Origin of the sequence: Psychrobacter sp. ANT_WB68, from assembly GCF_008369115.1 — a bacterium.
Classification (GTDB): Bacteria; Pseudomonadota; Gammaproteobacteria; order Pseudomonadales; family Moraxellaceae; genus Psychrobacter.
The window spans coordinates 779,272-805,404 of record NZ_VOAZ01000001.1; the positions used below are offsets into that span (position 1 = coordinate 779,272).

Consider the following 26,133-nt stretch of genomic DNA (forward strand, 5'->3'; position numbering starts at 1 on the left):
AATGATGGCTGTAGTAATGTGGTTTCTGGATAACGATGTAGTCGATTTTGTTAGAGCCACTCATGACTGAGGGCTATTTTACTTAAGGTTGGACGTAACGCAGTAAAGGCTTTATAGAATTTACTGCGTCCAGACTTTAGTAGCTCACACGGATAGCTATTATCGTCGGCCATACTAAAATCTATTGAGTGTAAAATATTCTGATGAAATAATTGCCAAACCCAAAAATCAATAGTATTGCGTTGTAGCTCTACAACGTTATAGGCTAGAGATTTTCTACAATAGCTTGGACTAGGTTATACTTATCAAAATGTTAGCTAACCAGCACAATAAAAGTATTTTATAGAAAAAAGTGTTTTCGAACGGATAATCTTAATTTTAGTGGTAACATAACAACTGTCGGTAATCGTAATCACTGCTTAAGATTTATTTTTAGTTGAAATGATTAAGCTACAAATTACTGTGTACTAAGAGGATATGTAAGCCTATTTCTTTAATGTTAAATAGATTTAGTAAGTATAAAAAACAAAGCTAATGCTTGGTTTTTTTTATATTCTTTCTTTTTTGTTAACATAACTCAAAGCAGTTAAAAGTTTATAATTCGATTCATCTGCTCACAATTTTCTTAACAACTTTAAGAGAAGTATGAGTAATTACTTAAAAATAACAGCAGTTGCACATAAATTAACTCTAAAACCATATATTAAGTAGTCACCATGGAACTCATAAATTATATCAATTCGCTTCACAATCTTAATGCTTCAGGTACAAACAGTCTTGCGGAATCTCAAGCCAACTCATCTTACTTTAAAGATATATATCATCCTTTTCCCATTGTTGAGTCTTTAAAATCCATTATTTCCAAAGATCGTGATGCTATCATCATTCTCACCGGTCATGCAGGGGATGGCAAATCTACAATAGCATTCGAGTTACTGAGAGAGCTAGGTAAAGAAGAGTATCCACAAGGCTATCAATTCAAAGAGCATGAATATCTCGAAAAAAATGAATTGAATGTAATCAAAGATATGAGTGAACTAAGTTTAGAGGATAGAAGAAGTTGGTTAAGCAAAGCATTTAACTCATCAGGAAATTGGTTGATTGTAAGTAATACAGGCCCTTTATTAACTTCAATAGCCAGTTCTTTGAGGAAGACTAACTGGACTTCTAGTTTTAAGGCTCATCAAATAGAATCTAAAATACTAGAGTTTCTTGATAAAGATATTGCTATTGAAGATATAAGCAACTTGAGACTAGATGACGTAAACTCAAAAGCATTTTATATTGTCAATATTGCTAAGTTAAATAATATAGAAGTAGCCTTGAATATCTTTAAAAATATTATCAACCATCCAGAATGGGAGCAAATTATACAAGAGCATCCCACTCATCCTATTAGTATCAATTATTGCACTATCAAAAATCACTATCAAGATGTTGAAGAAAGTATTCGCTTAACATACTTGTATTTATTAAATTATGAAAAGCGCATGACTCTGCGGCAGATGTTAGCGCATCTAAGTGTTTCTTTGACTGCCGGTATGAGCATATCAGATGATGAGATGCCATTTAAAAATAATGCTGAAACTCTGTTGTTTAGCGATACTTTTTTCGGCTACATTGGTAATAGGATTTGGCATAAAGCAAAAGACTTGAAGGCCATAGACCTAGTTTCTCGAATTCATGCTGGCAAATATACAGGGATAGAAATTGAGAACTTTATTACAGATGAGAGCAACTTTGAGCTAGTCAAGGAGCCTTTAAAGTCTATTATTATAGAATATATCAATAACGATAAGAAAAGCGAATCCCATTACGAGAAAGCGACCTTACGTAGAATTCTATTTATGTATGGTATTAACGAGAATAAAAATACAAAGTCTCTGTTTTTAGGTTCTACTAGCATATATAAATTCAATAATTGGCAAATAAATCCTGAGAGTTTTAATGATGAATCCCGAAGAGTTAAGAGGCTATGTGAGAAAGCATTAAACTTGTTTTATTCGGGTTCAGATGATAAGGATAATATCAATATCACGCTAAAGCGTTCAGATTCTTCAGTATTTCAAATCGCTCAATTAATGGTTTGTAGTATTGCTAAAAACTCCTTTCGCATTGATTACGATAATCAAAAACAGCTGCCTTTTATACACTTAAAAAAATCAAAAGATTCAGAAAATGTTCGCTTAGACTTAAGCTTACCACTATTAGATTACATTGAAAATATTGTGATTGGAGATGTTACCGAATCATTAAACCCTATCTATAAGACTCAGTTAGAACGTTTTAAATTAAGCCTTATTGATTATGCTCAAGACGTTGATGATGATGCAATTACTTTGGTCCGAATGAAGTCTGATGAGAGTGTTAATAAATTAGAAATATATTTCGAACAATCAGGTGATCACAAGATTATTAGAATGGAAGGGTAGTAATGACTGATATTAATGCGATTCAATTTCCTAGTGCTAGCTTTAAAGCTGACAGTAAAACCAATATTGCTATTCAAGTCTATGGTAGAAGATTCTTAGCTGACCAAACTCCTATAGAGTATTTATCAGAATTTCTTTTAGTCTTTCATTCTAAAAAGAGTGAAAAGAAGGTAACTACTGATGAACTCAAAATGAATCAAAGTGAAAACTCATTTAATGTTAGTGAAGATAGTAGATATTATTTTCCAAAGTCTAGACTTCCTCTTAAACTCTTTAGTTTTTTTAGTCAATCAAAGCTGGATACGCGTCACCCTATTCATCAACAATCTTTTTTAGACGCTTTAGATGAGTTAGGAGCTAAAACTCAGCGAGGTCTGTCTGATGCTGAAAAAAATAATTTGGTAAATACACTACAAAATTTGCTATATGGCTTTGTTGGTATTGCTAATAACCGAACGTGGTCTACTTATAGCTTTATGCCAATCACCCCTAGTTTTCTTGGAAGAGAAGTAACCTGGCCACATTCTTCTAAAGAATATGGAACTTGGTCAGACAGCGCTGAAGATTTCCAATTAGACCGTCATAATTTCATGGCTCGAGGTGGAGAGGCATTATTTTTACAAATAGCGTTTTTATTCACTAACGACATGGCTATTAAATCAACATTACAGAAAATTGAACAAAATGCTGCTTATCAACATTTAGAATTTAATTTGCCAAATTTAAAGCAGAAGCTTGAGAATGCGTTAATACAGCTATTAAAAGATGAAACTCATCAATTAGAAGAAATCTGCCACTTTGTAGAAAGCACCTTAAGTGAATACGATATTGAAGACAACGATAATCGTTCAGCTACCTTGGCAACTATTCCGAAGAGCTATATTATCGAAGGCTTTTTATTCGCTAATGAAATGCTCAATTTACTAAGCTCTAAAATAAGCAAGCTTGAAAAAATCGAGCTCTTGCAGCAGCTTTGTGTACTTCAAGTTTTACGCTCTATCATGGCTCGTTCTACCCAGATTGATCAAAATAATCACACAACTGAAAACTATCACGGAAATTACGCGTGGATTGTATGCAATCCGAGCGCGACTACTAAAGACAATGTAAGGAAACTGGCCGAATCTTCTTTTAGTAAGTCTGAAGAAATTGTTTATAGAGTGATGCGCTCAGTTGGCAAAGAGAAAAATCTAAAATCAAGCGATTATAGGCAAGTTGATAAACATAGCTCGGATGTATTTAGAAGGATGTCAAAAAATATAGGATTAGTAATTCCACAGAAAGGTTCGGGACAACGTTTTGTATTAACACCTAGTCTAATAAGATTGTTTGTATATTCTCTAATTGAAAGTGGCACACGTATTAAACTTAATGATTTTTTGAGCAGAATTTATACCCATTTTGGTATTGCTATAGAAGGTCAACAGATTCAAGAGGCTATTGCCTGGCAATTAGAGCGTAATGATGACTCAGTACTTAATATAGATGTTAGCTGGGTAGAGGAAGGTCTGAAGCAGTCTGGATTGTTAATCGAGCTATCAGATGCTATTTCAATAGTTAATAACCCTTAAAGTTTATCCAGATCACTGATTACTCAGCCTCAGCTATTAAATAAAAAATAAATGATTAAAGAAGAAATAATTATGACCCTTTCAAGTAAATTGTTTTTATCTGCTTATACTGATTATTTAAAGGATACTATTGATAATTCATTGATCCATGCTGGTGAAACTAGAATTATCACTCAAAGCTTAATGCCTAATCAAGCACTATCAATTTTTGAAAAAATAACAACATCATACCCTGCAAGTGTTTGTGGATCATATCTAAGGGTTGCTCATGGCTTAGTTAAGCATTGGCAATCTTTGAAACTAAATAGTAATGATATGGAAGCTTTCACTAGACTAAGACTCAATTCATGGCTAGATGAAGAGGATAAGCTAACTTGGTATCGTAATAGAACCACTATTGATGAGGGCGTTGAAAGACTATTGGTTCTACTAGTAGGTATTGATCATACAACTGATAAAGGTGGACTCGCGGATTTCTTTGTTTGTACAAGTAACAAAGTTTGGGATTCATTAGAAGGTAATTACAATAAATGGTTGAAGGAAACAGCTGAAAACGAGGGTCTAACGCTTGGAGAACAACATTATAATCAGTTAAACGATTATTTAATGTTAATAGATAGTCTAGTACCTCTGACATTGAGTCAAAAAGCAGACCTACTTGAAGAATGGTTAGCGAATTACTCTTCAAATGACGAGTATAGTGAAGACTACGATGGTCTGTTATGCAGTTTATTCTCAAGCTTAACTAACTTAGGTATTCCTTATCTACGTGTTGAGAATGATATAAAGTTGTTTAAGAGTAAAAAAGGTCATCAATACTTAAAAGCTGCTCATCAATTTATTTCTCATCGCCTATATAATCAAGGTAGTAGAAAAACAAAAGACCTTGATAAAGTTAGAAAATACTTACTGGAAAATTCTGAAGTTAAAGTATCTGATATATCAGGTACTAAAATAGATGTTGATCTCTATTTTTCTTACATAGAAAATTTCATCCTTAATGCAGATAACGATTGTAAGTCAAAGCTCATCGAAACAGACTTATTGCCTGTATTAAAAGCTTTAAATATAAAAGAAGAAAAGGAAGAAGCCTCTTCTAATACAAGCATACCTTCTTTTAATTGTCATAGCTTTGAGGCGGTATGTAAAGGTTTAAATTTTTCTTTAGAAAGATTTAGTAATGAGCATCAATCTCGTAGTATTTCGCTAATTACTATTAGAGTTAAACATTTTCAGCACGATTTCAATAGTAAAGATGCTCAAAATAATAATATAAATAAAGATGAGCTGGCTAGGTCTGTATTGAAAGGAGTGTTGGGTGGTATAGAGGGTTATATCGGGAACTTAGATTTAGCGATAGAAAATTGTGTTGTAGAGTTTTTACCACTTAATGAAGATACTACCTATCGTTCGTCCACCTCAAATCCACATGTGGTTTTTGAAACAAAGATAACTGGAGAAAGTACTCAAGTATATCTCTTTAAATGGAAGCTATCAGAGTTTCAGATCGAGCGGTTACATGTTCAACTCGCAAAAACAATACTACAAAAAATAGAGACTAATAAAGGCTGTCTTTTACCTATATTAGTAATGAATAAACAAATCTATCAAGCAATTTACCATGCTTCAAATCAAGAAGAGGCTTGTCGCTTAACAAGTCTAGGCTTGAGTGATATGAAAGTTATTGATATTTTCAAAGATTATGATTTTTCACAAGCTGAAGGTATTCAGTTATCACTTCAAAATTTAAGCAGCACTTATATACGTTTACTCGAGTGCGTTATCGATGAAGGATTATATGTTGCCAGACATCAATCTCAAATACTTTTAGATGCATATAGCTCCGCATTAGAAGAGATAATGACATCTGAAGCTTATATTGCACAAGATATTAAAGAAAAATTCTATTATGGTTTCTTTATGACTGAGAATCTAGGTCATAGTGGCTTTAATGCAATAGAGGGAGTACTAATTAATGCTTATCATCCAGCAGTATTTGAATTAGTCTCTGCCCAGATAGATTTTATTACTTTTGCTGTTTCTGATATCTATAGTGATTCAAACTATATATTTAATAAAAATGGTATTGATGATGTTTTTGTTCAGTCTGAGATTGAAACACCAATCCTTGCGCTAAAACAAAAACAGGGTATTAGTACTCATGCGAAGTCTTTTGGTTGGCTGCATTATATTGGTAAGCCACTTGATGATAATATCGACTTATCTGTACAGGCTTTGCTGAAAGAAAGCGATGATGATGAAGATACTCAGGATGTGCAAGCTATTACTCCTGAAGAAAGCATTGTTTATAACACGCTCAATGATTATCAAAAGGTCTACTCTCATGCAAAAGATGGCCTACGTATATTGGCAACAAATGTAACGAACCTACCCTCGTTGCTAGCTGGGGTGACAAAGTATTGTCAGGATTCTCTAATCAAAGACCTAAATCGCATTCATTATTCATTACATATTTCTGTCTATACCATTGGCTTATCCAAATTAACTGCAGTAAATACATTAAAGAATTGGCAAGAAGATTTAGTCGACAAGTTTGCTAAAAAGGATAAGGTTATAGAGTTAAAAATTAGCCATTTTAACTCTGAGGTAGGGCATATTAAGAAAAACTTAGATTCAATACTTGAAATGCAAGATGCAACCGGGCTTGGTTGCTTTGACATGGTGTTTAATTTTAGCTTTTTACAAAATAGAACTTATGGTAAAACTGATCCAGCAGCCACTATATCCTTGCAGTCAAATGAGGATCGTAGCTTAATATTTCCAATTATCTACTATCCAAAACCTATTATCCAACAACAAGACAACCTACGTGAACTACGCCTTAGTCAGCGACAGATTGCCATCCAATCTAAACACGCAAACTTGACTGCTAACCTTGAAGTATCCAATCGAAGTGAAAATGAGCAGTATTTTGTAGTATCTAAAATGGAATATGAGCAAGCTGATATTGAGTTTATTGAAACTCTACATCAGATATCGCAGTGGGTAGTCAATATTGATGAATACTTTGATTATAATTTACTGCAGAAAGGTGATAATGAAAATCATAAAGTCGTCAGCTTTAGTTCTGGTTATGGTCATTATGGCGAGCTAAATGTCACTTTATCAACTGCACATAACGCCCAACAGAAGCTTAAGGAAAGTATATATAACCATATTTCCGGTATCATGCATTATCTTCATAAAGAGACATTATTACAGTTAGTTGATGAGATATTACGTCTGAATGAATCTTTATCAGGTGTTGCTAACATTAAAGCGGTTTTAGGAAATAACGAAGCGGTAAGAAATTTGTATGGCTATGCGTTGTCTATCAAAGCAATTCCTCCATCAAAGGATTGTCTAATTAGCCAGTGGATACCTTTAGATGCATGCCAACATTGGTTCAAATTACAAGATAGTTATAATAGAGCAGACTTATTGCAGTTATCACTGACATTAGATCAAGATAATAAGCCTATATTAAGTGCTCATGTTGTCGAAGCTAAAATTGGCTCGCCAGATTTGGTAAAAAAAGCTGAAGATCAAATTGAAGCCAGCATACATTACCTAAGTAAGCTATTTGCACCAAAAGACAGTAATAAAAGTAATAATGGCTATAATAGAAGATATTGGTGGGGACAGCTGCATAGGGCTTTAGTAATACGCTCGCACATCAATCAGTCAGAAGCCGAAGAATTGAATATTGCACTTGAACGATTAAGTGAGGGTGACTTTACAATTCATTGGACATCCAGTGTAGTGATATGTCATACCGAGGATAATAGCAATGATTCTGTAGTAATAGAAAAATTCTATACGGATGAGTTTAATAATCTAGAAGAGGCTTCACAGAAATATTTTGTTAGACAGTACTCAGAGGTCAGCTTTGAAAGAACTATTCTAAACCATCTTTATTCAGAAGGTTTGTTGAATTCCAAGACAGAAACGATAAGTCTAAACTATAGTAGCGACAATGACGTAAAGCCTATTATGACAACGCCAGCTATAGATATGAGTGGTGAAGATGGTTCCAATTTAGATAATATGTCTGTTACAGAACCAACATTAATTCAGTCGACAACCCAAGTTAAAGTAGCAGAGACTTCAGAGACTTCAGAGACTTCAGAGACTTCAGAGACTTCAGAGACTTCAGAGACTTCAGAGACTTCAGAGACTTCAGAGACTTCAGAGACTTCAGAGACTTCAGAGACTTCAGAGACTTCAGAGACTGTGGATGTTGTTGCAGATAGAAAAATAGTAATCGGTACAGAAGGAAGAAAACAAACTCCAATCTATTGGGAATATAATCACAAAAAGCTAAGCAACCGTCATTTGCTTATTTTTGGCTCTTCGGGGTCAGGGAAAACGTACGCCATTCAGTGCTTGTTATCTGAATTAGCATTAGCAGGTGTTTCTTCTTTTATTATTGATTATACAGATGGATTTTTGAAGCATCAGTCAGAGTTTATATATCAAGATGTTTGTAAGCCGCAAGAGTATTTTGTCATACAAGATCCATTGCCCATCAATCCATTTAAAAGTTACTCAACAGAAATATTTCCGGGTAAAATTATTGTAGAAAGACCTTTCCAAGTAGCGATTAGAGTGAAAAATATTCTAAACTCTGTATATACAGACTTTGGAAGTCAGCAAGTCGCAATTATTGATAAGGTACTTGAAGCTGGGCTAACAGCTAATCCCAATTATAATTTAGAAGGATTTGTTGAGGACTTAGAAGAAGAAGGTACGCGGGGCGAAAGTGTTGCCAATAAAATTCGTACCTTAGTAAAAATGAATTGTTTTGATAATACTGCACCTACTAACTTGTATGAAGATGAAGTACGTGATAAACATGCTGTACAAATTATTCAGCTCACTCAAATTCCTAAAGACCTACAAAGGATCATCACTGAGTTTATTTTGTGGGATTTATGGGCATATGTACAAAAACATGGTCACAAGAATAAGCCCATCACAATTGTTTTAGATGAAATGCAAAACCTTGACCATAGTGCAGACTCCCCAATTGATAAGCTTCTTCGTGAAGGTAGAAAATTCGGTATCAGTTTGGTTTTGGCAACACAGACGGTTAGTAATTTCACTAATGAACAAAAGGATAGATTGTTTCAAGCTTCTACAAAGCTATTTTTTAAACCTGCAACTACAGAAATAAGCAGTTTTGCTGATTTATTATCTAAAGTACATCCTGAACTAAGAAAAAGTGACTGGATTGAACAGCTGAATAGTCTTGAAAAAGGTCAGTGTTTCTTTGCAGGTTATGTTGACGATGGAAGAGGGCAGTTTAAGGAAGTCGTAAGAAAATTGGATATTACTGCTCTAGAAGAGCGTGGCTTTACTAGCTATATCAGTGATAAGCAATCTGATTCGTTTTTTGTGTGTATATGATAAAAAATTAGATGCTTTACTAGATAACTTAAGTTATTTAGTATAGCTTCCAGTTCTAATAGGAAAGCACACAGCATTTTTGTGTGCTTTTTTACAATTATATTTTTAGTAGAATGATTCTGTTATAACTTAAAGTAATTGGTTGATATAGAAGAAATTCAGCTAAGCCTTTTAGCTTCAGCTATTAGTATTTCTACTGCCTTATGAATATCCTGAACCGTAGTCATTCGTCCGATGCAAATTCTAAATGTACATTCAGCGACTTCTTTTGGCACGCTCATCGCTTTCATGATAGGCGAGTATTCACGATTCAAACCATCACAAGCAGATCCAAGTGAAAAAGCAATATGTGGTTGCACATTGTTCAAAAGTTGCATGCTATCAATGTTCTCTATCGCTAAGTATAAGTTACCAGGATGGCGTTCATCCAAGTCACCAAATACTCTGACCGTAAGCGCTTGGTTCAAACCATTTAGTAAGGTGTCTCTCAGCTCTCTCAATCTCAAAGCTTCAGATTCTTTACACTCATCTAATACTCTTGCTGCTTCAGCAAATCCAACAATTAGAGGTACAGGCAGTGTTCCCGCGCGTAGACCGTCTTGTTGACCACCCCCAGAAATCATAGGCATAAATTCTGGATGCTGTAGGTGCTTTGAGTAAAACAAACCAATACCCGATGGACCATATACTTTATGAGCTGATAGTGTCAGAAAATCTACTTCTAAGTCATGACAAATGATATCAAGGTAACCTGCTTGTGAGGCATCTACATGTAACATAGCATTATAACGCCGGCATAGCTCAGCAACTTGATAGATAGGCTGGTTTGTTCCTATAACGCCATTGGTCATCGTGCAAGAAACCCATAACACTTTATTTTGCTCAAATTTAGTCTGCATATCTTTTAAATCGATAACACCGTCTGATTTGATGTCCACATAAAGTAGTTTGAGACCATGTTTACTAGCAGCTATCTCTAATGGGTTCAAAACAGATTTATGTTCTAAGTGACTAGTTAGGATAGTATCTGCTTGCGGACTCATTCTTTCGGCAATAGGAATGCCTGAATAGATGGCTAAATTATTGGCTTCAGTCGCTCCTGAAGTAAACAACAGTTCTTCCTCAAAGCAGCCATATATATTGGCGAATGTGGTAAGGCTATCACTGACTAATGTTTGTTTGTTCCACCCAAAAGAGTGTCCGTCTGAATGAGGGTTTCCAGGCTGAGACCATATATCTTGCATAGCTTTAATAACTGATATATCGCATGGGGTATGTGAATTATAGTCTAAATATATGTTTTTCATGATGTTTTCATTATTTATTTATATGGGGTTGTCTATAAGACGAAAAGAGGAGAATCTCATTACATGAAGATAGTAACATGATATACTTCTGCATTGGAGAGTTGTTCCAATGCAGAAAGCAACTATGCAAGTTTATTATAAATTATATGGATTGATTGAAAATTATGCGTTACTTTGCATCTTTGATAGATAATATAAAACCAACTCTTTCAGGCCATGATACCTTCCCATTAAGATATGGCTGGTTAAAAAAAGTTCATGATCAAATTGCACTACAGCCAGACGCTGAAGAAATCGACAACGTTTTTTCTCAAGATACCGCTATTGCTGATTTTGGTGTTGGTAAAAATATGTTGAATGCTATGCGATTTTGGTCAACACAAACGGCTATGATTATAAGAGATAACAGCGCTTATTATAATACACGGCCTACTACGATAATTGATGAAATTTTGAAAAACGATATTGTAGATGCAACTAAGCAACTCAATTCTTTCTATAACTCTGAAAATATTTTTGCTGATCATGGTTTGGACCCTTATCTAGAGTCGCCTTCTACTATTTGGCTATTGCATTTATGCCTTGTCACAAACCCTAATTTAATGACTTATTATTGGCTGTTTAATATAAACACAAAGTCAGAGTTAAGCCGCGAAGAATTTTCTAGATTATTAAAAGAGTTTTTTAAAGACCATGGTTTATCTGCTCCTTCAGATTCAACAATAAAAAAAGATATTGAATGCTTGATTCAAAATTACACAACGAAAACTCGTAAAGCGACTGATGATTTTGAAAATGTATTAGAAGGTCCGCTAGTAGAGCTTGGGCTATTGACCCGTGTCAATAAGCAAAACATTAGAGCGCTAAGAGGTGAGAAGAACTCTTTGACACTGCATGTTTTCATTTATGGATTAATTAACTGTTGGCGGATTCATAATGGGGCAGCTGATACCTTGTCACTAGAGATGTGCACTTATGATGAATGCTCTCCAGGTCGGGTATTCATGTTAGATGAAGATGCGATTATAGATTATGCAGAGCAATTACAAGACTCTAAATATTCGCTGGCTTGGACTCAGTCTGCTGGGATTCGCCAATTTCAAATAACTGATGGTAGTAGTCTTGATGCCATTTTTGAGCAATGCGTAGAAAACATGCGAAATGAAGACTATAGCCACTAATAGATCCTGAAAAATATTTAATTACCATATTTTTAATAAATTAATTATAGAGTTATAAATAGTCATGAATAATAGCCCTAATTTAGACAACTACCTTATTGACCACATCGAGCGGAACCAATATTTTCAGCGGTCTATCAATATCTATGCTGATAGCAACGACAAAGGTCCTATCAGTAACTTTTACTGTACTGCTTCCTATGAACAAATTCTAATGAATATGATTAGTCATATAAAGGGTGGACAGACAGCGTTTACTTGGACAGGCCCTTTTGGATCTGGAAAATCTAGTTTAGCTTTATTTCTACAGGGCCTAGTAAATGATGATAAAGATATTGTTGAAATCGCATCTTCTAAGTTAAGCAAAAAAAATAAGACTGCTATTGTTAGACACTTTAACTCGGAAGGCCAACAATGGAAAACGCTTAACCTAACAGGTCAGACGATAGCGCCAGAGCAGATATTTAGAAATGCACTCGGATTACCCTCAAGTGCAGATGCGAAGGATGTTTTAGAGGCATTAGATAGCTATATCGATGATCAACAACGCCTTATTATTTTTATTGACGAGCTAGGTAAGGTGTTTGATGGTGCGGCTAAGAGTCATCGTCCAGATGATATTTATTTTCTACAACAGCTTGCTGAATTTGTGAATAGAACCAGTGGAAAAATACTTCTAATTGGCATGTTGCATCAATCTTTTACAGCTTACGCGCGCCAAGCGACTGCTAAGACGCATAATGAATGGATGAAGATTCAGGGTAGGTTTGTCGATTTTGCCATTACATTATCAGTTGAAGAGCAGATCTATCTGATTGGTCAAGTCATCAATATAACTAATGAACAGTTAGAAAAGCACAAAGACAGCGCTGAGTTTACTGCCCAAATTCAGTCGCTAGTGGCTAATATTGCTAATTACCGCCAAACCAACTCTGAGAGTTTAACCCAGCTATTAAGTGATGTATTTCCTCTACATCCGCTTGTGGCAATTTTGCTATGCAAGTTGTCTCAAAAGAACTTTGGGCAAAATCAGCGTAGCATCTTTTCTTTCTTAATGTCTTCTGAACCGAACGGTTTTGGCTATTATCTGAAAAATACTAAGTTAGAAGAGTTTGCCTTATTTAAGCCGCATAAGTTCTGGGATTATCTAGATAGTAATTTAAATAGCGCTATTATTGCCTCTGAGTACAGTAAACAATGGCTGCTGTCTCAAACAGCGGTTAACCGTTATGAAGGGCTTGATGATGAGGCGGCCGTTAAGTTAATTAAAATAATTGCTCTCATTAGTATTTTCGCTGATGGTACAGGAGTGCATGCGAGTCCTGAGCTATTACAGATATTATTAGGTATAAATAAAGAGCAGCTAAATGAACTTATAAAGTCTTTAGAATCTGCTTCAATTATATTTTATAGTAAATTTAAACAGTCCTATGTGCTAAGTGAAGGCAGCGACTTTAACTTAAACGATGCGGTGAGAGAGCAGATTCAAGATCTTGAATCGCTGCCATTTGAGCAACTAGAACAGTTTGAGCCTATCGTTGCAAAGAAACATTACCAACTCACTGGTAGCCTACGTTGGATGGAAGTTAAGTTGCTTCCCGTCAACGATGGATTAGAAGAAGTACTTGCGAGTCTGCAAGATGGTATAAATGCATCATTAGTCGGATATTTCTGCCTATTGATCCCAAAAAATGATGAAGAAGTATTGTTGGCAACAGAGATTTGCAAAAAAATAGACAGCTCTGATCAATTCAATAACTTAGTTGTAGCGGTCTTAGATAGTCATACGATTATTATCGATATGTTAAAAGATAAAATCGCACTTAGTAATATTTTAAAAAATGAAGAAAGATTGCTAAACGATAAGATTGCAAGGCAAGAGACAGAAGGGCGTTTGGTTGAGATAGAAGATGCTTTAAATACCTTACTTGATAAGAGTTTGAATGCATCGAAATGGTATAGCAAACATTTAGCAAGCCCTGAAACCCAGTTGAATCGATTCAAGCTTTCAGCACTTGCATCAACCATCGCCGATAAGCAAGTTACCCAAAACTTCATCTGTAATAATGAGCTGGTCAATCGTAATAAACCCTCACCTAGCGCGAAAGGCGCTATCCGTGAATTGCTTAAACGTATGATTGAACGTAGTGAAGAGGCAAGCTTAGGCATTGATAAGTTCCCACCTGAGAAGGGTGTATATGAGTCCGTTATTGTCAAAAATGGTTTGCATAAAGCGGATGGCGAGGGTAATTATTATTTTTCTAAGCCTGATGATATACAGTTACAGGCCATTTGGAAGTGTGCCGATAACATCATTGCTGAAGCTAAAGGAGATCTAGTTACTGCTAAGGAAATCTACGAAGCTTGGCAGGCGCCTCCTTATGGCGTGAAAGCAGGACTTCATGAAATCCTATACATTGCCTATATATTATCGCGTCACAATGACTTAGCTAATTATATCAATGGTGAATACAAACCTTCGGTGCAATACTTATTGGCTGAGTATCTGATTAAAGTCCCTGCTGATGTAGGTGTAAGAGAGGTATCTTTCTTAGAGGGTGTCCAAGCTTGGATACATGTTTTAAGAGACAGATTGCAAGAAGAGTTCGGCGCTCGTCTGAATACTCAGATTGAGGATGAACCATTACCTATTGCTCAAGCATTAGTCAGTATTTTCTATGGTTTGCATCCATGGATTCAGCGTACTAATACTTTATCACCTAAAACTAAGCAGCTGCGTGATATTTTGAAAAAAGCAAATGATCCTAATCAATTGCTTTTTGATGATTTGCCTAAGTTTTTTAACGCAACAGATGACGATGATGCAAAAGTAGAAAAAATCATTGAAGGTCTACAAGAGTTAGATAAAGTTTATCCAGACCTTGTGTCTGAGATAAATATGGGACTACAGAATTATCTTAAAATAAAAGAAGACAGTGTTAACCCTTATACTGAAATCAATAAACGTTCAGAAGCGTTATTTGGCAAGTCCGGTGATTATTTGTTAGATGCGTTTATAGCTAGACTTGTTAAATACGATGGCTCTATGAACGATGCCGAAAGTTTAATCAGTTTGTTGGCGGGTAATAAGCCTTCTAAGAAATGGATCGACCAAGATATTATTAAGGCGCAACAGCGTATTGCGACGTATGGGTTTCAGTTTTTAGAAGCAGAGGTCAACGCCGATGTGAACGCTAGCCCGGACAGACAAAAAGTCGGGGTGATTACGAAGTCTCCTAATTCAACGACCAGCCGAGTAAGAGAAGCGCACATTACTTCTAAAAATATCGAGCCTATCAGTAAAAAGGTAGAAGAAATTGTAAACTCTCTAAAAGAAAGTCAATTCGATATGAATGATAGAATTGCTGTCATTGCAAAGCTCTTAGAATCTCTAAATGAAGAAGATGCTGAAAAGGAAGAATCTTAAATGTCGAAAATAAAACACGTACTGGGTATATCAGGCGGTAAAGATAGCGCAGCATTGGCTATTTATATGCGTGATAATTACCCAGATTTAGAGATTGAGTACTTCTTTACCGATACTGGCAAAGAGCTTGATGAAGTGTATGAGTATCTCTCTTATTTAGAAGGGTACTTAGGTAAGCCTGTACAACATATCAATCCTGATAGAGATTTTGATTTTTGGTTAACCCAGCATAATGATTACTTGCCATCACCCCAGGCTCGCTGGTGTACAATTAAAATGAAGCTAAAACCGTTTCAAGACTGGGTACAGGGCTTTTTAGACGAGGGCTATGAGGTACACTCATATGTCGCTATTCGTTCAGATGAGCCATACCGTACGGGTTATGACTCTAGTGATGAAAAGCTAGTGATTAAACTGCCTTTCAGAGAAGACGGAATTGATAAGCCTGGCGTTATGGATATTTTAGAAAACTCTGGAGTAGGCCTGCCATCATATTATGAATGGCGTACGCGTAGTGGATGTACCTTCTGTTTTTTCCAGCGCAAGATAGAATGGGTAGGACTATTGGAGCGTCATCCTGAAGCTTTTAAAGAGGCTATGGCTTATGAGAAGGAAGCATTAGCTAACCAAACTCCCTTTACTTGGTCTGAGCGTGAATCCCTAGAAGAGCTTAGTCGTCCTGAGCGTATTGCTGAGATTAAAGCTGACCATGAAAAGCGAATTGCCAAAATGAAAAAACGGATTAAAGTTAATCCGCTGAGACCTGATGGTGAGCCTGAATTAGATATGGATGATATTTATGGTCAAGGCAAAATATGTGTCATGTGTCATAAATAGAAACAGCCTTGTATTGATAATAAAGATTAATTTAGTATCAATACAAGGCTGTCTGTATGTTAGCAGTGAGACTAAAGTTCAAAAGGTTATACGCGATTTATCTTTAATAAAACTGTATTTTAAATTTTACCATCAGGTTTCTTGCTTAAAATATATCGAATAGCCTAAGTAAAGCATCAAAATAAACATATCAAAATGGAATATCATCATCCAACTCGTCATCAGTTGGTTTCGGTAGCCAAGACTTCTGAGTTATTATGGGCGTGACGACTTCTGGTTTTTGCGCCTCAGCTCTGCTGTTATCACCAAGCATCTGCATGCTACTCGCGTGGATTTCGGTGATGTAGCGATCTAAGTCATTGTCATCTTTCCATTTCCGCGTACTTAAACTACCTTCTATATATACCTTACTACCTTTATTTAAGTACTCAGCTGCAACTTCGCCTAAGCGATTGAATAGCTTAATCCTGTGCCATTCTGTTGATTCTCTTGATTGGCCACTAGCATCTGTCCACTGGTTTGAGGTAGCGACAGAGATATTAGTGACACGATTGCCATTAGCGAATTGATGAACTTCTGGTTCAGTACCCAAATGACCAATAATCATTACTTTGTTTACGCCTCTCATAGCTTTGTCCTTATTAGAAGTTGATATCAGATAGTCTTAAAACAGTTGAATAGATGATGTTTATTGACTAATCCATGACATCATGGCCATACGCTGTGTAGAGGTGTGTTGGCTCCAGCATGCTTGCATGACACGGTACATCTCATAAGTCATATCCCAGCACTCATCATAGAGGTTGTCAGCAAATCCCATGGCTTGCTGCAATAGGCGAAAGCCAGTTTGTGCATTGGCATATCTTGGGCAAGTAGCGAGTAAGAAGTTCTTGCCTGTACAAGACTTCATCTGCTTTGCTAGATTTGGTAGGGTGGCTTGGACCGTTTGAATATCTATCACATTAGATAATAGATGAAAGGTTTCTGTACATTCACTATTCAAGGAGATGAGTGCTGTATCAAGTGTGCGCTGCTGACAATGGATAGACACTTGCATGCCATAGACTTTTGCCAGTCGCTCAATTAAAAGCTTAGCAATATCCAAACTGACTTTGGATGGTTCAATCAGGTGTATTTCAAGCGCGCTTTGTTGGGCGACCCCCTTTTTTTTCAGATAATCCATAAATGCCAATGTCGCCACGCCTTGACCACAGCCATAATCTACCACACGGATTTTTTCTTGTGGCTCACTGGTAACGTTAATTGTTTGAGATAATAGATATTGCATGCTTTGGTGATGCTGCCAGCCATAAGCGACAATATAAAATATGGCTTCTTTTTCTGAGATGAGCGCATTTGTCGCTCTATTAGTGCGACTAGAAAAATCACTATAGCTTAGGTTATGAGCATGGTTTTGATGAAAGTAGTTCACCATGTTTTTATAGTAGTCAACAAAACCACCATTCATAGATTCGCTAGCACTGTCAATCTGAAGCTGAAGTTGGTTCTTCATAGTCCTTATCCTTATGGCGGTTATTCGATGCGTTGAGTTGATTATCAGCTCTTTTGTACGACATCTCATAAAACGACAAGCTTGCGAATAATCCATACATTGAGCACAACAAAAAAGCCGTCTATCAGTGTGAACTGATAGACGGCTTTTTTGTAAATGTTGATAAGAAGCTAGGACTTTCTGTTCAGACTATCGTAGCCAGTTGGACAGAATTTACGAAAACGCAAATTCTCTTGTACTCGGACGGAACAGTGTTTCGTTATTTCCTCGCTCACCCTTACGAATCAGGGAGCTTTTCAGACTAATAAGTGTTTATAACCCACATAATAGACCTCTTTCTTAATATCCTGAAAATCAGGGATGAGGAGGGATAAAGCAAAGCACTGCTTTACCCCAACGCAAGAGAAAATCTGTGATTTTCTGTTCAGACCATTGTAGCTAGTCTTCAAAAAATCCTATTTAAAGGATTTTTACTTGCGAAGCTAAAATTGACATGCAATTTTTATACGCTTCTCACCCTTAAGAATCAGGGAGCGTTTCAGACGTAGGGCAGGAGGAGGCATACCTTGGTGAAAGATCTTAATCCCTTACGAATCAGGGAGCGTTTCAGACAGCTTACTTCAAACGAGGTAAGTTAGAAGAACATGTCTTAATCCCTTACGAATCAGGGAGCGTTTCAGACGAATCAGTAGAGCTTAGTATGGAATTACTAGAACGTCTTAATCCCTTACGAATCAGGGAGCGTTTCAGACGGTAGCACATTGCGCTGGCGCAAGCGTGTCAGCCGTCTTAATCCCTTACGAATCAGGGAGCGTTTCAGACAGCCAGTCAACAAGGTATGGCTGAACAGAAGCGGTCTTAATCCCTTACGAATCAGGGAGCGTTTCAGACTCAAATGATTTCTGACATCATGGGTCTTATGAGTCTTAATCCCTTACGAATCAGGGAGCGTTTCAGACTAGCAACTTTTGTGTTATCAATAGACTGCAAAGGTCTTAATCCCTTACGAATCAGGGAGCGTTTCAGACTAATCTATCAAAGGATCATCCTTATGTTAAATATGTCTTAATCCCTTACGAATCAGGGAGCGTTTCAGACATATTAAAACTAATATCAGATTAGATGTGTATGAGTCTTAATCCCTTACGAATCAGGGAGCGTTTCAGACAGATAGCAGATGGTACACCTATCGATAGCATTAGTCTTAATCCCCTACGAATCAGGGAGCGTTTCAGACTGTACAACGATTTTTATTACTAGTAAAATCAATAACTTACAACCAATAAATTAGTCGATAAAAATCGGCTAAAAAGTTGGTGTTTTTTTGACCAATTTTTCAAAGAAAATTGACTAAATAATAACCAATTATACGTCTGAAGTTTTAAATAATGACCAATATCTTCGTCAGATAGTGTCTGAAACCATCCCTAATTGCTTAGGATATGAGAGATTAAGCTCACTCGTTTATAGTAATAGATGTATGAGATAAGTGCAATATCATAATACGGTTATATAATGATATCTGATTAGCATTATTATAATGTCAGCTCTCCTATGTCGCTAAATAGCATAATATCGTCATCACGCTTGCCAATGACAAATGATTTCTCAAGTGGCTCAACTTCATAGATACGCAGATCATCATCGCTAGGATGGATTATCTTTTGTATCGAAACGATAAAAGCGTCCATGCGCTTACGTGTCATGGTGCCATAGTAGACAGAGTACTGTAACTGCAGGAATTGAGTGCTAATGTAGCGCTGCAAACGTTGCAACCTATTCTTTTCACTGATGTCATAAGCAATGATAAAACAGACTTTTCTCATAACCAATCCCGTTTATTGACAAATCTATAGTCAGACGTGTTTACCAATACTGCGTTACACCAGCAACTTGTGAGCTTAGAGTGGTGGCGGTGGCGCTTCAGGATGATGACTGATAAACGACAGTGATGGCTGTACTGATGAGGTGTCTTGATGGCAATGATTGCGCTGTAGTCGATTTTGCCAGAGCCATGCATGACTGAGTGCAGTTTTAGTTAAGTTTGGGCGGATTGCCGCAAAGGCTTTATAGAATTTACTGCGCCCTGATTTTAATAGCTCACAAGGATATCTCGTTTCATCAGATATCCTAAAATCTGCCGAATCCAAGACAGCTTGATCAAATAGCTCCCACACCCAAAAATCAATAGTACTGCGTTGTAGCTCTACAAAGTCACAGGCCAGAGACTGTCTGCCATAGCTTTGACTGTGTAATAGACCATGATAAGGGTCGAAACCGACACTGTATATCGCTTGCTGGCATAAGTGCTGGAGTAAGGTATAAGATAAGGACAAAACCACATTGACAGGGTCTCTCGGTGGTCTTCTATTTCGAGAATGAAACTGCCATTCATCCGCAAAAAACTGTTGATAGCATTTGAAATAAATCGCTGAACCGACACCCTCAGTACCTATCAGGCTGGGTATTTGATAACGAGGCGTATAGTCACTATAGATGTTAGTGGATTGGTTTGGATTTTTCGCTGATGCGACATAATGCTTGCGGAATTTATCGCGTAAGCTCTTGATTTTTTGAATAGAGTCATCTATCTCGATAAGCTTTATTTGTGAGATATGACTATGGTCAGTAGGATTGGTATTGTGTAAACAGTGCTGTAGTTTTCTCAAGGTAGTCGCTTGCTGATGCAGCTTGAGGCGCACCAGTATGGATGCCCAGTAGCTCCTTGACTCATCATTATGAATGACGTCGTATTGCTGCACACGGCGTTCTGTACCGGCATGCCAGCGCTACCCAGCAAAAAACACGCTTCACCAGAGCGAGCACTGGGCAGGACACAGACACTGACGGCGTTTTCAGAGAGGCGAGTCAGTAAGTTGCTGCTCAAATCCACTTGAGTGGTAATCGTTAGGCTTTGGATCTGTGAGAGGGGAATGCTTAAGGGTTTTGCAAAGCTTTGATGTTGAATCAGCAGTATATTACGCTGGCATGAGAGTTGGCTGCCTTTTTTATCGATGACTATATTGTGCATGTTAGCCTCCTAATTGTGCATGTTAGCCTCCTAAGCAGATACCAAATCCTTAGCCAATATAAAAATGACCTGTCGCTGTGTTTTCAGGTTTTGATAGGTTGCCTTTAGTCACTTGCGACCAATAGGTCTTGACTATTTCGATGATAAAAAATGCATCTCCTGAATCGACTTTTGACAGCGCAAAATCGGTCAGTTGCTGCTTGCTGTCTAGTGAGAGCATACATTCATAAGCGGACTTCTGACCTGTCGCACTATAGCTTTTAATATTATAGCGCAGCAGTGATTGGCGCTTTGGGTCGCTGATGTCGTAGCCCACTATATAAAGTCGCTGCCTCATGGTTTGATGCCCCAATATTGCCTGACTGTTATATAGACTTTCTGTGTCTAATAACAGCGGCACTCATTTGGTTGACCCATACATACTGAGTGACCAAGTTGATAAACATTAAATATGAATCGTACGAAAGGTTAAATTGATTCGGCTGTCTTTAACCTTTTTTTGTTTGGGTACACTATGCTGCCAGTGATGCTGTAAAGCGCCTGCCATGACCAGAATACTGCCGTGCTGTAGTGGTATCTCAAGCTTGGTACTGTGGTCGTCTCTACGGCGCAACAAAAACCGTCGACTGGCACCGAAATTCACCGACGCGATTAGCGGGTTCTCTCCAAGCTCAGGTTCGGCATCAGTATGCCAGCTGATATGATCGTCTCCTGAACGATACCAGTTGAGCAATACGCTATTAAATTCTCTTTTGCAGATGGGCACTAGTGCTGCACGTAACTGCAAGAGTAACGTATTCCAAGGATTGGGTTGTAAAGTGATACCAGAGTAGGTATAGGGTCTATCGTTGTCGCCATACCATGCCGACAGTCGCGGTAGAGGATGGGTTTTGCCAAACATACTCACACTATCATGCTGCCAACGGATGTTTTCAAATGGTAGCGCATTGATATCATTCTCTTGGTGCCAGTCGTGAGTAGCATAATCTACGCCCTTACATGCTAATAAGCTGTGCATAATCTCATCACTATGTGCACTATCGAAGTATTGCGGCGCATAGTAGAGCCTACCATCTGGCACATCGATTACCACGCCTTTGCCATCTTGGTGTATGTGTGCAGGATACTCAGACTGCATGAACTTGCCATCATTAATCAAGCCTGCCAATGCCAGTGCTGGCTCGTCTGCAATCAAGGTGTCAAATAAGTCCATGTGTAACGCTCCGCATGTGTGACCACTGATTACTGACAGCAGGTCGAATAAATTAGAATCAAATTAAAACAAACAGACATGATCAAAGAGCGGCTGCGTTTTCTAGATAATACCTTAATCGTATTATGTAGTCATAACACAGCGTTGATATTAAGCGGCCAGCTCAGTTTTGTTGGCCGCAGTCTGGGCATTATTAAAGCACAGTCCCATCATCACGCCATATGATGAGCAATGAATCCAGTGGTTGTTTCTGATTGAGTATATTTCACTCTCAACAGAGAAGTTAGCCACATCTTGTTTCACAATCACATTGTTCAATGATTTTTTTAGCTGTTGCAAGCCCTGATAGTTGCTTGAGTAGCGTGGACCTGCAGCAATAACCATCTGTTTGCCTTCGATGCTATGGAGGTAGTTGCACAGGTTGGGTATCTGCTGCTGTACTTCTACTATGTCCAATACGTTAGAAAACAGATGCATCGAATAGTCTGCTGGCGCAAGCGTCTCACGGTCATGCTCCAAAAAATCAGCCAAATATTTATGATACGGATGAATAGTGACATTGGCCGCGATACGTGAGGACATCTTAGTCACCAATAGTACTGCCAAATCTAGTGTGGTTTGGGAAGGCTCAACGAGATAAAAGTTCAGCGTAAAATTTTCGCAGTTTACATACTGTTCGAGATAGCTTAGTAGCGCCAAACTGGCAATAGCCTGCCCGCAGCCATAATCGACGAAATTAATCGTTTTAGTGACTGGCTCCGTGCGTATATTATTACTCATGATTTGAGTAATAACGCTATTAAAGCGGTTAAAGTGGCTTTTGCCATATAAGGTCGTATACATCACTGCTTGCTCTATTGAAGTCAGCGGTGTTTGCGCACGGTTAGTTGCATGTGCAAAGGCTGGATAGTTTAAGCTCTTATATACTGTAGAGACATAAGTACCAACCATCGCATTATAATAGCGATCAAAGCCATGGAGCTGTAGCTGATCAGCAGCATAAGCAACTTGCTGTGCGACGTTCTGTACGGCTTCTTGTGCTTGGTTATATGCAATCATCGGTCTCTCTCCACTAGGCGGTTGATGAGCCAATTATGGAGGAGAGAGCGTTAATACTATTAAAATGACAAGCTTGTGACAGTCAGTGCATTAAAAGCAAAAAACCACCGATAGGTGGTTTTCTGTTTTTTGTATTCAACGCCTTACAAATTAAGCAACGTTTTAGACGGAGAGGTCCACCTGGACACCTGGGCTGAAGAGTCTTAATCCCTTACGAATCAGGGAGCGTTTCAGACGGCTCAGCTTAAAGCAGAGCTAGATAAAGTAAAGTCTTAATCCCTTACAAATCAGGGAGCGTTTCAGACTGTAGACCAAATAGGTGGTATGCCTATAGATCAGTCTTAATCCCTTACAAATCAGGGAGCGTTTCAGACGTGTACAACGAATTTTATTGTCAATTAAATCAATAACTTACAACCAATAAACTAACCGATAAAAGTTTGCTTAAAAGTTGGTGTTTTTTTGATCAATTTTTAAGTAAAAATTGACTAAATAATAACCAATTCTACGTCTGAAACGTTAAATAATCACTATAGTCTTCGTCAGATTATGTCCGAAACGCCCTGATAATTAGGGGTCACTATATAAAATAGTGACATCGGTATGTTAAATTAATATTCTCAAGTTTACAACTAAGAAATCGATATAGATTATTTAGGTATATTATCTTGAATAAATTTATAAGCTTTTTTAGTGTTTTTGGCATCTATACTTGCCCAAGAAGCAACTAAATCAGAGTGCTCATCTAGTACTACTTGTGCCACGCTCTGGATATCTTCAGTATTATCCTTATCGAGTGCTAATGACTCAAAAAACTTATTCTTTTTACTACTCAAGCTGTCAATAAGTTGAGCTTCGTCTAAATACTTTATCACTTGGCGAATAGGAGCAAGAGGGTCTTTATTCTTATCGATGGACACTCCTTTGCCATATCGCTTTGCCATATCATTGCTTAGCGCATCGTCAACCGTAAAGTAACCATATCCTGATGAGCCTTTGGACCCGAGACCAACGTTTGCGATGGTTTCTTTGAGCAGCTCTCTGGCGAAATGCACCCATTTTTGCTCACCTTCAATCACAAAATAAAATGAGCCTTGTATGGCAACCTGTTGATTGGGCACCGGGTTTTCCATATTCAAAGCTTCATCAAGTTCACGATTGTAGTATTTCGGATGATGCACCGTTACTACATCGCCAACGAAAGGCTTGTAGTCATTGCCGGTCAATAAGCTGCCTTGGTCATTGACCATAGGTATCCACCACGCATCATGCCATATCAGATATCCTGCATCTCCCTGACTGTCATCATCACCATCACCGTTGTCAGCGCCAAATAGAAGATCTAAAATCTGTTGTTTTTGCTCTTGGATAATGATTTTGTTGGTATTGTCAGATTTTTCAAATTTCAATGTGCCGTCTTCATTGCGTTCAGCAAATAAATGCTCAGTATAAGACCTCACAGCACCCTTTATGGAAGAGCCTGCCAGCATGGGCATACCGTAGGTATGATGAGTGGTCGCACCTGTTTCAAGCGTACCACCGAGAGAGAGACCAGTAAATAATCGGCCATCTACCTTAGCTGTAACGGTCGCAAAGTTGTCATTGCCATCTTCGTGAGTGGCATCCAGCCAGCGGTTGAATGCGAGTAAGTACAAATCGCTCGCTGTGACATTGGCAATCGTATTGATTAGTTGAGCCTTGATGGATTTTTCACTTTCTTCCCAATCTGTCAAGCCACGTTGCATCAGTAGGCCAGCATGAGCGTCATTGACTCTTGGAAAAATCTGCTTTAAGTGATTTCTCATTAACTGCATATCAATACTCCCTTATGATTGCTTTTCTAATAAAGCTTGGGTGTAACGCTTGAGCCAAGCACTGGCATCAAGTGCTTCTCTACTCAGCAATTGATACTCAGTAACGCTAGATTTTAGGATGGCGTGGTGTAACACAGAGGCGTCTTTTTTATTTAACAGTATGGCGATGTGTTCTAATAATACTTTGTGTTCTTCTTTGTTCTTTGCCATCAAAAATCCAATAGCTTGTGCCAAACCTGACTGCATAATCATGGACGGGAAGGTGAGTGCCAGCGTGCGATATTTAGCCTCTACGCTATCTCCCTGAACTTTATGTACCAAAGGATAGGCAAGCTCGGCGTATTTATGGGTTCTTATTTTCATCATTACGCCTCTTCAGTGTTATTAGAGTTCAAAAGCAAACGACAAAAGCCGCGACCCACGGTGTGCTTACCCCCTATCTGAATCTTAATCTCTTGTTTGGGTAATAAGTCAGCCAAATCCTGAGCACTGCGATCATCTGATTTTTTACGAGATTGACTGACACCAAGCACACCCCAAAACACGCTGTCGGCAGGCAAGTTTTCTTCTGTCCAGAGAGCACCTTGCTGTACCGTACGCGTCTTACGGTCGATGCGAATACGGGTACGTATTTCAGTAGCCGTGTCTGCTAAGAAAGAAAAAATATCATCTGGTAAGATGACAAAGCGACTGGCCACTTGTGTCCGCCAGTCCTCATAATCTTTGGAGTTCTCTGGGTATAAAGACTCAGTGATGGCATCTGCCCATTTTTGTGTACTGTCGTTATCATAAGCCTGAATGTCTAAGTCCTCTAACGCAATGCGGTCAGTTCCTCTGACAATTAGGCTGCTGCCTGCAGTCACTCGAGCGCTGACCGTGTCGTCATCACTACCTGATAATTGAGGTATCTGTAAATCAGCTGTCTTGCTAGTATTGTCACGCTTATACTGGCGCAAGATAAAAGGACAAGTAGCGTAAGCAACAGTCCCTGCAAATGAGCGAATAGGAAGCAGGAGTAAGTTTGCATCACCAAAAGCGATGGCACCAGCATGGGCGTCCTCTAGCGAGGTATCAGGACCAAACAATGTCTTTATGTCATTTGGCTGCAAAAACTCTTGTGACGCCAATTCATCTCGTAGTACGCCTTTGATAGCAGAGCCAGGAACAAGAGGTAAGTTGGTTGATTTAGAGCGGGCAATAGGCAAATCAACTACCCCCACGCCTTGACCTGTACCGACATGTAAAGCGGATAAGTTTTGTAGATGAAAGATCTGAGTTTGCATAAGTTTTCCCTAGTATTTTATTTAGATGTCCATTAAAGGTTTGTTGTCATTACATA

At 37.9% G+C, this 26,133-nt stretch carries 18 protein-coding genes, 1 pseudogene and 1 CRISPR repeat array; of the genes and pseudogenes, 6 read left to right on the plus strand and 13 right to left on the minus strand.

The genetic code is table 11. The features are described 5' to 3' along the window. Nucleotides 1-50 precede the first annotated feature (50 nt). Nucleotides 51-278, minus strand: a pseudogene (locus tag FQ084_RS13195) (hypothetical protein); the annotation flags it as partial. A gap of 438 nt (nt 279-716) precedes the next feature. Between FQ084_RS13195 and FQ084_RS03275 the strand changes: the two are divergent. The 3 genes from FQ084_RS03275 to FQ084_RS03285 are packed head-to-tail and all read left to right on the plus strand — an operon-like array spanning nt 717 to nt 9,412. Then, nucleotides 717-2,432 (plus strand): hypothetical protein, encoded by a 1,716-nt coding sequence (locus FQ084_RS03275; RefSeq protein ID WP_149489187.1) that lies wholly within the window; start codon nt 717-719, stop codon nt 2,430-2,432. Between the two features lie 2 nt (nt 2,433-2,434). Then, complete coding sequence (locus FQ084_RS03280; protein ID WP_149489188.1) at nt 2,435-4,003, plus strand: hypothetical protein; 1,569 nt, start codon at nt 2,435-2,437, stop codon at nt 4,001-4,003. Between the two features lie 51 nt (nt 4,004-4,054). Beyond that, on the plus strand, nt 4,055-9,412 hold the full coding sequence (locus FQ084_RS03285; RefSeq protein WP_149489189.1) for an ATP-binding protein: 5,358 nt from the start codon (nt 4,055-4,057) through the stop codon (nt 9,410-9,412). Nucleotides 9,413-9,570: 158 nt separating this feature from the next. On the opposite strand, the gene FQ084_RS03290 is transcribed toward FQ084_RS03285, so the two are convergent. Beyond that, on the minus strand, nt 9,571-10,719 hold the full coding sequence (locus FQ084_RS03290; RefSeq protein WP_149489190.1) for a cysteine desulfurase family protein: 1,149 nt from the start codon (nt 10,717-10,719) through the stop codon (nt 9,571-9,573). Between the two features lie 164 nt (nt 10,720-10,883). On the opposite strand from FQ084_RS03290, the gene FQ084_RS03295 reads away from it, so the two are divergent. The 3 genes from FQ084_RS03295 to FQ084_RS03305 all read left to right on the plus strand — a co-directional run bounded on the left by FQ084_RS03295 (nt 10,884) and on the right by FQ084_RS03305 (nt 16,164). After that, the gene (locus FQ084_RS03295; RefSeq protein ID WP_149489191.1) at nt 10,884-11,900 is read left to right on the plus strand and encodes a DUF4007 family protein; all 1,017 of its coding nucleotides are present in this window, start codon (nt 10,884-10,886) and stop codon (nt 11,898-11,900) included. Nucleotides 11,901-11,964: 64 nt separating this feature from the next. Further along, nucleotides 11,965-15,327: a hypothetical protein gene (locus tag FQ084_RS03300; RefSeq protein ID WP_149489192.1), complete on the plus strand. Its 3,363-nt coding sequence runs from the start codon at nt 11,965-11,967 to the stop codon at nt 15,325-15,327. Next, nucleotides 15,328-16,164, plus strand: coding sequence for a phosphoadenosine phosphosulfate reductase family protein (locus FQ084_RS03305; protein ID WP_149489193.1), 837 nt, complete (start codon nt 15,328-15,330; stop codon nt 16,162-16,164). A gap of 190 nt (nt 16,165-16,354) precedes the next feature. On the opposite strand, the gene ssb is transcribed toward FQ084_RS03305, so the two are convergent. From ssb to cmr4, 11 genes are all read right to left on the minus strand, one after another. Then, nucleotides 16,355-16,792, minus strand: a complete 438-nt coding sequence (gene ssb, locus FQ084_RS03310; RefSeq protein WP_149489194.1) for a single-stranded DNA-binding protein — start codon at nt 16,790-16,792, stop codon at nt 16,355-16,357. Between the two features lie 60 nt (nt 16,793-16,852). Then, nucleotides 16,853-17,677 (minus strand): class I SAM-dependent methyltransferase, encoded by an 825-nt coding sequence (locus FQ084_RS03315; RefSeq protein ID WP_149489195.1) that lies wholly within the window; start codon nt 17,675-17,677, stop codon nt 16,853-16,855. Between the two features lie 508 nt (nt 17,678-18,185). Next, a CRISPR array of direct repeats spans nt 18,186-18,914; the repeat unit is 36 nt; unit sequence GTCTTAATCCCTTACGAATCAGGGAGCGTTTCAGAC. 298 nt (nt 18,915-19,212) lie between these two features. After that, complete coding sequence (cas2, locus tag FQ084_RS03320; RefSeq protein ID WP_149489196.1) at nt 19,213-19,503, minus strand: CRISPR-associated endonuclease Cas2; 291 nt, start codon at nt 19,501-19,503, stop codon at nt 19,213-19,215. A 75-nt stretch (nt 19,504-19,578) separates the two neighbouring features. Further along, complete coding sequence (gene cas1, locus FQ084_RS03325) at nt 19,579-20,439, minus strand: CRISPR-associated endonuclease Cas1 (protein WP_149489197.1); 861 nt, start codon at nt 20,437-20,439, stop codon at nt 19,579-19,581. Then, a complete protein-coding gene (locus tag FQ084_RS03330) occupies nt 20,343-20,708 on the minus strand; it encodes a CRISPR-associated endonuclease Cas1 (protein ID WP_149489198.1) in 366 nt (121 codons plus the stop codon). The genes cas1 and FQ084_RS03330 overlap by 97 nt, the downstream gene beginning before the upstream one ends. Before the next feature lie 49 nt (nt 20,709-20,757). Then, nucleotides 20,758-21,045 carry a CRISPR-associated endonuclease Cas2 gene (gene cas2 / locus FQ084_RS03335; RefSeq protein WP_149489199.1) on the minus strand — a complete coding sequence of 96 codons (288 nt, stop codon included), beginning with the start codon at nt 21,043-21,045 and terminating at the stop codon, nt 20,758-20,760. Nucleotides 21,046-21,153: 108 nt separating this feature from the next. Then, the gene (locus FQ084_RS03340; protein ID WP_149489200.1) at nt 21,154-21,921 is read right to left on the minus strand and encodes an alpha-ketoglutarate-dependent dioxygenase AlkB family protein; all 768 of its coding nucleotides are present in this window, start codon (nt 21,919-21,921) and stop codon (nt 21,154-21,156) included. A 150-nt stretch (nt 21,922-22,071) separates the two neighbouring features. Then, nucleotides 22,072-22,980 (minus strand): hypothetical protein, encoded by a 909-nt coding sequence (locus FQ084_RS03345; protein ID WP_149489201.1) that lies wholly within the window; start codon nt 22,978-22,980, stop codon nt 22,072-22,074. Nucleotides 22,981-23,630: 650 nt separating this feature from the next. Continuing rightward, nucleotides 23,631-24,794 carry a type III-B CRISPR module RAMP protein Cmr6 gene (gene cmr6, locus FQ084_RS03350; protein ID WP_149489202.1) on the minus strand — a complete coding sequence of 388 codons (1,164 nt, stop codon included), beginning with the start codon at nt 24,792-24,794 and terminating at the stop codon, nt 23,631-23,633. A 12-nt stretch (nt 24,795-24,806) separates the two neighbouring features. Continuing rightward, entirely contained in the window at nt 24,807-25,157 is a 351-nt protein-coding gene (cmr5, locus tag FQ084_RS03355) for a type III-B CRISPR module-associated protein Cmr5 (RefSeq protein WP_223144840.1), read from the minus strand. A 2-nt stretch (nt 25,158-25,159) separates the two neighbouring features. After that, nucleotides 25,160-26,077: a type III-B CRISPR module RAMP protein Cmr4 gene (gene cmr4, locus FQ084_RS03360; RefSeq protein WP_149489204.1), complete on the minus strand. Its 918-nt coding sequence runs from the start codon at nt 26,075-26,077 to the stop codon at nt 25,160-25,162. Between the last annotated feature and the right edge of the window lie 56 nt (nt 26,078-26,133).